The following is an 11,829-nucleotide window of genomic DNA, read 5'->3' as shown; positions in this document are numbered from 1 at the left end:
GAGGTATAAACGGCCTATCAAGAAATCAGTTAAATAAAATATTAGGTAAGCATACCACCATCTACCTGTAGCACCTGGCCGGTGATGTACGAGCTCATGTCAGATCCTAGAAATACGCAGGCGTCGGCAACATCTTCTGGTTGACCACCACGCTTCAATGGAATGGCGTCTCTCCAGCCCTGAACGGTTTTTTCGTCAAGAGCATCAGTCATTTCAGTTTCGATAAACCCTGGAGCTATCACATTGCTACGGATACCGCGAGATCCAAGTTCAAGCGCTACAGACTTAGAGAACCCAATGATACCAGCCTTGGATGCGGCATAGTTGGCTTGTCCGGGATTTCCTTTCACCCCTACTACAGAGGACATGTTGATGATGGATCCGCTTCGCTGTTTCATGAAGGTTCTGGCAGACGCTTTCACTGTATTGAAGCATGATTTAAGGTTTACATTCATGATCTCATCCCAGTGCTCTTCGGACATTCTCATCAGTAGATTATCTCTGGTGATACCAGCATTGTTGATCAGTATGTCAAGAGAACCAAAGTCCGCAACTACTGAATTGATCAGTTCCTCAGCAGCCTTGAAGTCTGAAGCGTCAGATCGATAACCTTTTGCTTTTATGCCAAATGCTTCAAGTTCTTTGACAAGAGCCTCTCCTTTTTCTACGCTTGATAGGTAGGTGAACGCTACATTTGCGCCATTTTCGGCATATTTCATAGCAATTGATCGACCAATGCCTTTAGAAGCACCTGTGATTAACGCATTTTTTCCTTCTAGTAATTTCATTTTATTCGTCTCAATAGTTATCCTAAGAATCTCGCTTTGAGTATTTCAAGTTGCCAAATTAACGATAGTTTACCAAATCAGGTAATACCGATTAAAACATAGGATATTCTCAGGGGTTAATATGTAGATTCCAACATTCTGGCGACTCGTGAGTCCATTTGAGGAATCAAATTTTTTTCTAAAAGCTACTGGGTTAAATTTGCTCCCGCAATAACCGGATTAAAACATTTGTAATATGGCATCTAATTATGATTTGATAGTAGTAGGTAGTGGTCCTGGTGGATATGTAGCAGCGATCAGAGCTTCTCAGCTAGGTATGAAAGTAGCTGTGGTGGAGAAGGCTGAGCTGGGTGGTATCTGCTTAAACTGGGGTTGTATTCCTACAAAAGCTCTGTTGAAAAGTGCTCAAGTATTTGAGTACATCTCTCATTCAAAGGATTACGGAATAGATGTTAAAGATGCATCTGTTGATTTCTCTGGCATGGTGAAGCGAAGCAGAGAAGTGGCAGGAGGTATGAGCAAAGGAATTCAGTTCCTATTCAAAAAGAATAAAATTGAAGTGATCAACGGCTTTGGTAAGTTGCAAAAAGGCAAAAAAGTGGAGGTCACAGATGATAAAGGAAAAAAGACCACTTACGAAGCAAAAAGTATCATTATAGCAACAGGAGGTAGATCCAGAGAGCTTCCTAACCTACCAATAGATGGAAAGAAAATCATCGGTTACCGACAAGCAATGGTGCTAGACAAGCAGCCAAAGAAAATGGTTGTGGTTGGTTCTGGAGCCATCGGCGTTGAGTTTGCCTATTTCTACAATTCTATCGGTACTGAAGTGACTGTAGTAGAGTTCATGGATCGAGTGGTTCCGGTAGAGGATGAAGAAGTAAGCAAGCAGCTCGAACGAAGCTTTAAAAAATCAGGCATCAACGTAATGACCAGCAGTGAGGTGACCAATGTGGACACTAAAGGCAAAGGCTGCAAAGTCACTGTGAAGACCAAAAAGGGAGAAGAGAAAATTGACTGTGATGTTGTACTCTCGGCAGTGGGGATAGCTACTAATCTAGAAGGAATCGGCCTGGAGGAAACTGGTGTAAAAACCGAAAAAGGGAAAGTATTGGTGGATGACTATTACAAAACCAATGTAGAAGGTGTATATGCAATAGGTGACATAGTACACGGGCCAGCACTGGCTCACGTTGCTTCGGCAGAAGGAATCATTTGTGTCGAGAAAATAGCCGGTGAGAATCCACAGCCACTTGACTATGGCAACATCCCGGGCTGTACTTATTGTTCTCCTGAGATTGCATCCGTTGGTATGACTGAAAAGCAGGCGAAGGAGGCTGGTTACGAAATCAAAGTGGGAAAATTCCCATTCTCCGCTTCAGGTAAAGCAAGTGCGGCTGGTGCCAAGGAAGGTTTTGTAAAGGTGATCTTTGATGCGAAGTACGGCGAATGGCTGGGATGTCACATGATCGGTGCTAATGTAACCGAAATGATCGCTGAGGCGGTGGCAGCTAGAAAGCTGGAGACTACAGGACATGAAATCATCAAAACCGTACACCCGCACCCTACCATGAGTGAGGCAGTAATGGAAGCTGCAGCAGCAGCTTACGATGAAGTGATTCACATATAATCAAGGAAATATATAGAATGGAAGAAAGCTGATCCTCTGGGTTGGCTTTTTTTGTTTTTGGTGTATAGCATAGTAATGATTAGTTCGCCTCATAATTCCACGAAATATGGTTATTTTTCTACTTGCTTAACCAACCCATAAGCAAGACCAATGACGTATCAAACGGACCTGAAAAAAGCCCAGCAAGTCAATGCCCTACTCCAGGAAGCTTATACCTGCAGGGTTAATGATCTTAATAAAAGTATTGAGCTGACCGAGCAGGCGCTTCGATTAAGTGTTGAATTGGACGAAACCATTTTGATAGCACGAAGTAAGTCAAGGCTTTCACTGTTTCATATGATTAGGGGTTCATATGAACAATCTATGCGGTTAGGTAACCAGGCAATTGGGCTTTTTCAAGTAATTGGAGATGATCAGGGGATTGCCGATACGAAATACAACATCGCCGGGATATACTACAAAACGGATAATTTCCATCTTGGACTGATCTACCTGATTGACTGTCTGGAAATTTATAGACGACTGGATGATTTACATAACCAAGCCCGAGTTCAAAAGTCTCTTGGTACCATTTATGAATATTTTGGGGATGAACGCAGTGCTATTCTAGCATATGAGCATGCGATAAGCGCAGCACAGAAAGTAGGCGATCTTAACCTGGAGTCCAATGCTTACAACCCGCTTTCAGGAATCTACCTCAATCAGAATAATCTTGAAAGGGCCTCTGAGTTGATCGAACGATCTATTCAGATGAAGCAAGCAACCGGAGATACTCGTGGGTTGGCATTTGCACTTTATGGTAGGGCCAAGGTGTTTGTGAAAAGGAAAAAATATGATCTGGCAGAGGCGACTTTTAATCAAGCCATAGCCATTCATGAGCAAATGGGGGAAAAGCTAGGCTGTGGGATGTGTTATCACAAACTAGGTGCTCTTTATTTGGAAACTGAACGATATGAACAGGCGGCAGATATGTTGGTCAAGGCTATCAGTTTTGCTTCTGAGTATCGGATTGCCATCATCAAGTTTAAGTGCAATTACCTCATGTACTCCCTCCATAAGCAAACTGGTGAGCCAATAAAGGCACTGGAGTACCTGGAGGTATATCTCAAAGAAAAAGAGGGTGTCATCAACACGCAAACACAGAAGGTGATTGAAAGCTATGAAGCCATCACCACTATGGAGCGGCTGCAGAAGGAAGCTCAAATGCAAAGAGAGAAGGCAGAGATCCTGGAAAAAAAGAATCGGGCTGAACAGGCCTCCAGAGTCAAGCAGGAGTTTCTCTCTACCATGAGTCATGAGATCAGAACACCACTCAATGCAGTGATCACCATTTCTTCTCTTTTGGAGGAGCGTACGAATGAGGAAGACCACAAGTTATTGGAGTCTTTGAAGTTTTCCGCCAATAATCTCCTTTTGATCATTAATGATATCCTGGATTTCAGTAAGCTGGATTTAGGAAAAGTGCAGTTGGATTTTTCACCAGGGGACTTCAAGGCCCTATTGGAAAACATCTGCAACACCTACTCATCGATGGCAAGTGAAAAAGGCATTGATCTCAGGTTGGATATTGATGAACGGATGGAAGGTTTCTACCTGCTGGATGAAATCAAGCTATCTCAGATAATGGGAAATTTGGTCAGTAATGCCATCAAATTTACCGACGAAGGCTATGTGGAGGTGCAGGTGCGGGTGGTCAGTAGGCAGGAGGAGAGGGATCAACTTCTGGTGACGGTGCAGGACACCGGTATCGGCATTGAAAAAGGGTTCATGGATGAGATATTCGAGAGTTTTTCTCAGCCCAGATCATTTACTACTAAAAAACACGGAGGATCCGGACTTGGCCTGGCAATAGTCAAAAAACTCATTGATTTACATGGTAGTAATATTGAAGTGGAGAGTGAAGAGGGAAACGGCTCCAGGTTTTTCTTTCAAATCAGCCTGAAGCGCAGTGAAAAGCCGAAAGGCAAGGAGCTCTTCGATTCCAATGATCTGAAAGGAAAGTCTGTGCTAATTGCTGAGGACAATATGATCAATGCCATGGTCTCTATGAAACTGATGAAAAGCTGGGGACTAAAAGCTACCCATGCTCAGAATGGTCTGGAGGTCATCGACCTGGCCAATCAGACCGTTTTTGACTTTATACTCATGGACATTCACATGCCAGAGTTGGATGGGTTTGATGCAGCCAAAAGGATACGCACCACTATCAATCCAAACATAGCAACTCCAATATATGCGCTTACGGCAGACATTACAGCTCATCAGCGGAAACTATTTGAACCCTATTTCAATGGGTTTTTGCTTAAGCCGATTGTCAAGGATAAATTGTATCGGTCGTTAAGTAGCTCACTGGCAGGTTGAAAATGGTTAGATTTTGGATTTTTATTTGTTGCCTCTTGCACTTTTCTTTCCTGAGCAGTCAGGTTTCGAGTTCTTACAACATGTTGCAGAGAGCTAAGGAGTTATCCAGAAAGAATCCTGATTCAAGTAACTATCTCTTAAATGAGGTGATGGTTAGGTTCGAAACACTACCCGACTCCATTAAGGCTCAATACTTATCGATTAGAGGTAATTATCATTTTTTTAGTTCCCAGTACGACAGTGCCTTGTGGTATTACAAACAAAACCTGAGTGGGATATACATCGATTCTGATCAGATAAAAGCCAAAATGGCTAACAACATTGGGATTATTTATAACTATACTGGTAAACAGGATAGTGCCTACAAATACCTCTCATTGGCATACCAGCTGAAGAAAAAATGGATGATCCATCAATAGGAGGAACCTTAAACAATTTAGGTCTGGTAGCTGAACGTCTTGGACTGCTGGAGGAGGCGATAGACTATTATAAGCAAGGCATAGCTTTGAAGCGCGAAAATGGGCAACACAGTAACCTGGGCACAAGTTATCTAAACCTTGGTGTAGTATGGAGGCTACTCAAAAACTACGACTCAGCCATTTACTATGGTTTGATTGCAAAAGATAATTTCGAACAGCAAGATGACAGAAAAGGACAAGCGGATGCATTGAATAATCTGGCCTTGAATTATTTTGATAAGAATCGGGTAGATCTGGCATTTAGTTACGCCAGGCAGTCGCTGGAGATAAAGCGTGATCTTGGTGATGAATATGGGATGATGAATACCTACCAAAACCTGTCTATTTACCTGATGTCAGGAGGTGATCCTACCCGAGCCAGGATGTATTCAGACTCATCGATTCACCTGGCACAAAAAAACTCAGCTTTGGCACAAGAGCGTAGTGCTTACATACATATAGCGCGTATTGATTCCGCTAGAGGAGACTATTTGGAAGCTTTTGAGTGGATGAAAAAGGCCTACCGCTTACAGTATGAAATTTATGATTCAGAGGTGACTAATAGAATTAGTGAGTTAGAAACACAATATGAGACCGCTCAAAAGGAACAAGAAATAGAAAGACTATCACAGGAAAACGAGCTCATACAACTGCGAGCTGAACAGACTGAGCAGGAGCGTTTGATCTTAGTTTTGAGTTTGCTTTTTCTGGTCGTCATTGTAGTGACTATCTTTTTCTTCTATCGATCTAAAGAGAAGTCTAACAAGCAATTGAAGGAAGCGAACCATCAATTGGCCCAACTCAATCAAACAAAGGATAAGTTGTTTTCTATTATCTCTCATGATCTTAAAAGTCCGCTATCCAGTTTTCATCTGATCACCAAGAGCCTCACTGATAATTGGGATAATTTGGAAAAGGATCAGCTCAAGGATTTTTTAATTACGCTGCGTGATAGCTCTGCAAACGTTCGGGACATGATGGACAATTTGCTCAAATGGGCATTGGCTCAAACGGATCAGCTACAGTTTTCTCCAGATTCTATTGATCCATCAGAAATTATCACAGCAGTAAAAAAGCAACTTATTCCTGTAGCTCAACTTAAAAAAATGGAAATTCATGTGGCTCAGCAAGAAGCCTTGAATATTCATGCAGATAAAGCCTTTCTGGAAATTGTCATTCGCAATCTTGTAAGCAATGCCCTGAAGTATTCTGATGTAGAGAAAAACGTGGAAGTATCCGTGGAAAGTACTGAGGACCGGGGCGTGATTACTATACAAGATGAAGGAGTAGGCATGGACCAATCACAAATTGATAGTTTACTCAATGGTAGCCTGATAGCGCACGATATCCAGAATTCACCGGAGAAAGGCACCGGTTTAGGGCTGCTTTTGTGTAAAGAACTCGTTGATCGGATGAATGGTAAGCTGGAAGTACAGTCCAAAATCAATGAAGGCACTACCTTTAGGATCAGTTTTCCTAAAGCCGCCTAATATGCTTTACAAGTTATTTCTGATTGATGATCACAAGGTAGTCCGAGATGGAATCAAAGCCATGTTGCTCGGCCGGCCGGATATACAGGTAATTGGTGAAGCGGCTTCAGCAAAACAAGCACTTGACTCGATTTACGAGAAAAATCCCGACATGGTCATGGTGGACTTAAAACTTCCCGATGCGAATGGAGCGTTGCTTGTCGGCGAACTTTCCCAAAAGCTGGATGCCATTTTTATGCTATTGACCAGTGACCCAAATCCTGTGGATCTGGAACGAGCCAGAGCTAATGGAGCCATGGCCTTCCTGACTAAAGACATGGATACCTCGGAGTACTTTCAAGCGTTGGATCAGGTAATAAACGGTCAGAAGTATATCTCTTCAGCGTTTTCCAATATGCTCATTAACGAGGCACTTAGCTACACTCCTCGCGAGATAGAAGTGCTCCGGGGATTTGCTGATGGTCTGACCTATAAGGAGATCGGAGCACAGCTGGACATGAGTCCGCGAACGGTAGAAACCCATAAAAACAATCTGATGAAAAAGATGGACGTGAAGAGTATTGTAGAGATGGTACGCATTGGTATCAAACAAGGTATAATTCAGGCTTAGTACAAACCCTTATCCTTATAGTACAATAACATCCGTAAAATTCCGTAGGCGGATGAGGAATATTCCTTATTGATTGAATTTCAATGAGTTAAGAGCTTAGCAGGACAAAAAATTACTGCTATGAAATTACTCTTTACAGGCCTAGCCCAAGTGGTATTACTTGGTTGTATATATGCTCAATCACCAACCTTCGAATCAATTAGTATTTTGGATGCAAGCGGCATCTATCCATCAGATGCTATCGTTGATGGCTCTGGGAACACGTATGTAATCGGCACCTTCTCAGGTGATCCGGATTTTGAACCGGGTGCCGGCACCACCAATGCACCTGACCCAGGGAACTTTAAATCAGCAGACTCATACAATGATGCTTTTATTGTTAAGTACAACAATGATGGCACCTTAGGGTGGGTCAAGGCCATGTGGACTCGTGGACCTGTCACGTTTCAGAGTACAGATCATGATCCATTGATCTTCTTTCGTGACCTGGCTTTGGACGATTCAGACAATGTGTATATGGTTGGCGATATCCGCGGTATCGCTGATGGTATTGGGGATCAAGTGAGTGGTGCTCAGGTGGCCAATGGATATTATCCCAGAGCGTTTGTCAGAGGTTTTAGTTCGGATGGAAGCATCATCATTCAGGCCAAAAATACCGAAACAGATTTGGCTGCCTCCAGTACGGGTTATGGGATCACAGTGGATGGTGGTGGGAATGTTTACATCACTGGTGAATTCACTGATGAAATGAATGGATTCACTGTGGCAAATATCTCACAGAGCCAAACCTATTTCACTAAGTTCAATAGTTCGGGTACCCGGGTAGATCAGGGTTATCCTATAGCAAGTGCAGAAAGTACTTATGCTGCAGATCAGGACAATGGCGGCAGAGCTATTGCAGTGGACGACTCTGGTAATATCTTCATCACAGGATACTTTGAGCAAAATGCTGATTTTGATGGTGGTGCCACTGTATTAGATGCGACCAATACGTCTGATGTTTATGTTGCCTATTACAATTCATCTAAAGTGTTTCAGGACGTGAAAACATATACCGCAGCAAGTGCTGGTGATGATGTGAAACTTGATGGATCTGGAAACTTATTTGCAGCGATGGGAACTCATTTAGTCAAGATAAACACCTCCGGTACCCAGGTCTGGGATCGGGATTTTACTTATTCTTTTAGCTTTTCGATCAATTCAGAAGATGATCTTCTTGTTACCAGGAAGTCAGGAGAGCTTAGATTTCTGAAACTGCTTACTGATAACACGATTGATTTTCAGATAGCCCCTCCTCATATCACAGGTCTGCAATCGGAGGCAGTGTCGCTTCATATAGCGGAATATGCCGCAGATCAGTATATGTGGGCCATGCACGACATTGTGGTCCATAACTTTGACGATGACGTATCTGATGGATATGAATTAGGTGATGGTATAGTTCTGGCTTCATACCAATATATGGAAGTGGACAATACTGCTCCTACGATCATTTCCCAGTCTCCGGCTGATGGAGCTACTACGGTCACTACAGACCAAGTATTCACTATGACGTTTGATGAAGATGTTGCATTGCCAACTTCAACGTTGACAGGGTTTATTCGGATAATCAATGGAGATGGTTCTCCGTTTATAAACATCCCATATACCACTGATTCAGAAAGTCAGGGATGGCTTACAGTAAATGAGGATCAGGTGTCTTTTTCTCGAAGTACTTTGATAGAGGGGAATTCCTATTACATCACCATAGATAACAATACGTTTGCTGACGCAGCTGGCAACAAGGTGACTGGCTACTCAGGTGATTCTGATTGGTGGAACTTTACAGTGGAGGATAATTCAGCACCTACCATTATTTCCAAATCTCCTGCTGACGATGCTACTACAGTTACCACAGATCAGACATTCACCATTACACTAGATGAAGATGTTGCTCTTCCAGTTGCAACGCTCACGGGTATTATTCGGATCAAGAATGATGATGGTTCCACCTTTACCAATATTCCATATTATACTGAATCTGTTAATCAGGGATGGCTGTCTGTCAGTGGTAATGAGATCTCATTTTCAAGAGGTACGCTCATAGCGGGAAATTCCTATTACATCACAATCGATGATAATACCCTTGCCGATGTTGCTGGGAACAAAGTGACGGGTTACTCTGGCGATTCAGAATGGTGGAATTTTACAGTTGATGACGGACTCGCACCTACCATAACCTCTGTGACCGAGATTGAGGATGGAGTCTATGAAAATTACACGTTGAGATTTACAGTTAATTTTTCAGAACCAGTTGTAGTTGACAATAGCTTTAATATGTTTCGCCTTGGTATTGTGTCACCAGCTGTTCAGTACAGCATTTCGTCCAACATAGAACAGACGACTTCCTCATCTATTACAATCAATTATGAAGGACTTAGGCACAATTGGAGTTATTACCTATACATCGATCCCCTAGCCATTACAGACAATTCTGGCAATGCATTTACTGGGGTGACATCTAATACAGAATATCGCTTTCTAGCCTCGTGGGATGAGCCAGAGGTAATATTCAGAACACCTGACGCTATGGCTCATCAAGTCATTGATTCTGATATCGTATTGGAGTTTGATGAAGATGTATTGGTAAATGGAGGCTTTTCCGAAGGCGTTAACGCATTCAGGTTAATTAGAACCTCTGATAATTCGGTTATAGAGAGCTTTACAAAAGATCAACTTCAGGTAAGTGGATCTACGATTACGATTGATAAAACAGTGGACCTGAATTACGAATCGACTTATGCAATCACAGTAGCGACGGGGTTGATTATGGCTGCCTCTGATACTACCCGATTTTTTGATGGATATACCAATACAAGTGCCTGGCGGTTTACGACTGACTATAACTATTGGGATGGTAGCCAGTGGGCAAATGGTACACCTCAGACAGGTGATAATGTGACTTTCAAAAACGACTATGCATTTACCGCAGATGAAGTTCTTGAAGTCAATGCCGTTTATGTCCCGGCCGGGGTTACTTTAAGTATTGAAAATAACGCCACTTTGAAACATGAAAGTAATCTTGAATCTGATGGGGACATTATCATTGAGTCAGGTTCTTCTATCAACTCTCAAGGAAGTTTTACAGGAAATGGAGGTTCTAGTCTGACGGTAAAGCGAAATACTACAGGCGGTATAGGAGATGGTATGTATAGTTTTGTGGGTGCTCCATTTTACAACTATGATTTCACCACTGTTACAGGAAACTTCAAACATTCATACAATCAAGGTAGCAATGCGTATGTTGATGCCTCTGGAGTCACCAACATGATCGCTGGTCGTGGCTATACCCTGGCAAATAATGATTACATCGAATTTGTAGGAGTCAGTCCGATTACGGGAGACGTAAGCATCGGTATTCAGAATTCCGGCGAAAGCTATGGTTATAACTTGGTGTCTAACCCATATACAGCCGCTGTTAGCTATGATGCACTAATGGCTGCCGAAGGGCCTTCAGGATCAGGTGACATTACCAGCACGGTCTACATCTGGGATGATGGAGGATCAGGCGTTAAGAGTCAAAGTGACTTCATCACGGTCAACACGCTCGGTAGCGTTACAGGAGGTTCTGGAAGGAGTAGTGATTTCAACGGACATATCGGTGTGGCTCAAGGCTTTTTTGTGGAGAGTACCCAAGCCAATACATCCCTGACGTTTACGGATGCCATGAAAGTGGATGGAAACAATGCCGACGCAAATTATTTCCGAACGAGCAAAGAATCCTATGAGACTGTAAAAATTGCTCTGACTAATGCTGAGGATGTTCGCAGTGAAGTGATTATAGGTTGGGTGTCAGATGCGCTTGCGGAGTATGATATCAAATACGATTCCAGAAAACTGATTGGTAATAATGCTTCACAGTTATATATGCCGCTTGGTTCTAAAAACCTGGCTATTCAGGGAGTTCCGCTGGACCATGAAGGACCAATCGAACTCGCCTTGCATGCAAAACAAGCTGGTGAGTACGAGCTGTCTATTGATGAATTGTCTACCAACAGAGCAATAATACTCTATGACAAGCATCAAAGTGTAACCCATAATCTTTTGAGCTCTGACTATACATTTTACTCCCCGGAGGGAGTCTTCAGGGATCGTTTTGAGGTGTATTTTAATGCTGCTGTACTGTCATCAGATTTGCTAGAGGAGACTGTATATGCTCATGGAAGCCGAGTAAATATCACCAACACTTCGAGTACGTCTAAGATGTGGCGAATGATGAGCTTATCAGGCCAGGAAGTTTGGAGAGGTGAAGTTTTGGGTCATTTTAGCAAGGACTTTTCCAGCACACCTCAAGGTGTCTACATCGTCACAGACGGTGAGCAATCACATAAAATCATTTTGAAATAATAATTTAACCGTCATTCCACGGAAGGTTCTCGAGGTAGAGAATCTTACCGGGGAATCTCAACAAATCAGATTCCCCAACCGCCGTTTGGTCGGAGCACGACGGTAA

At 42.7% G+C, this 11,829-nt stretch carries 7 protein-coding genes; 6 read left to right on the top strand and 1 reads right to left on the bottom strand.

Annotation, left to right across the window (positions count from 1 at the left end; all coding sequences use genetic code 11):
- Nucleotides 1–41: 41 nt before the first annotated feature.
- Nucleotides 42–788, bottom strand: coding sequence for a 3-oxoacyl-[acyl-carrier-protein] reductase (gene fabG / locus ACO067_RS08140; protein WP_421872842.1), 747 nt, complete (start codon nt 786–788; stop codon nt 42–44).
- A 235-nt stretch (nt 789–1,023) separates the two neighbouring features.
- Between fabG and lpdA the strand changes: the two genes are divergently transcribed.
- From lpdA to ACO067_RS08110, 6 genes are all read left to right on the top strand, one after another.
- Complete coding sequence (lpdA, locus tag ACO067_RS08135) at nt 1,024–2,418, top strand: dihydrolipoyl dehydrogenase (RefSeq protein ID WP_421872840.1); 1,395 nt, start codon at nt 1,024–1,026, stop codon at nt 2,416–2,418.
- A 150-nt stretch (nt 2,419–2,568) separates the two neighbouring features.
- On the top strand, nt 2,569–4,779 hold the full coding sequence (locus tag ACO067_RS08130; RefSeq protein WP_421872838.1) for a DUF2225 domain-containing protein: 2,211 nt from the start codon (nt 2,569–2,571) through the stop codon (nt 4,777–4,779).
- An 80-nt stretch (nt 4,780–4,859) separates the two neighbouring features.
- Nucleotides 4,860–5,198 (top strand): hypothetical protein, encoded by a 339-nt coding sequence (locus tag ACO067_RS08125; protein ID WP_421872836.1) that lies wholly within the window; start codon nt 4,860–4,862, stop codon nt 5,196–5,198.
- Nucleotides 5,180–6,727 carry a tetratricopeptide repeat-containing sensor histidine kinase gene (locus ACO067_RS08120; RefSeq protein WP_421872834.1) on the top strand — a complete coding sequence of 516 codons (1,548 nt, stop codon included), beginning with the start codon at nt 5,180–5,182 and terminating at the stop codon, nt 6,725–6,727. The genes ACO067_RS08125 and ACO067_RS08120 overlap by 19 nt, the downstream gene beginning before the upstream one ends.
- 1 nt (nt 6,728) lies before the next feature.
- The gene (locus ACO067_RS08115) at nt 6,729–7,337 is read left to right on the top strand and encodes a response regulator transcription factor (protein ID WP_421872832.1); all 609 of its coding nucleotides are present in this window, start codon (nt 6,729–6,731) and stop codon (nt 7,335–7,337) included.
- A gap of 120 nt (nt 7,338–7,457) precedes the next feature.
- Nucleotides 7,458–11,723, top strand: coding sequence for an Ig-like domain-containing protein (locus ACO067_RS08110; protein WP_421872830.1), 4,266 nt, complete (start codon nt 7,458–7,460; stop codon nt 11,721–11,723).
- The last annotated feature ends 106 nt before the right edge of the window (nt 11,724–11,829 follow it).

This window comes from Marinoscillum sp. (assembly GCF_965229915.1).
GTDB lineage: Bacteria > Bacteroidota > Bacteroidia > Cytophagales > Cyclobacteriaceae > Marinoscillum.
Note: the sequence above shows the minus strand (reverse complement) of the source record. Positions and strands in the feature narration are given on the sequence as shown.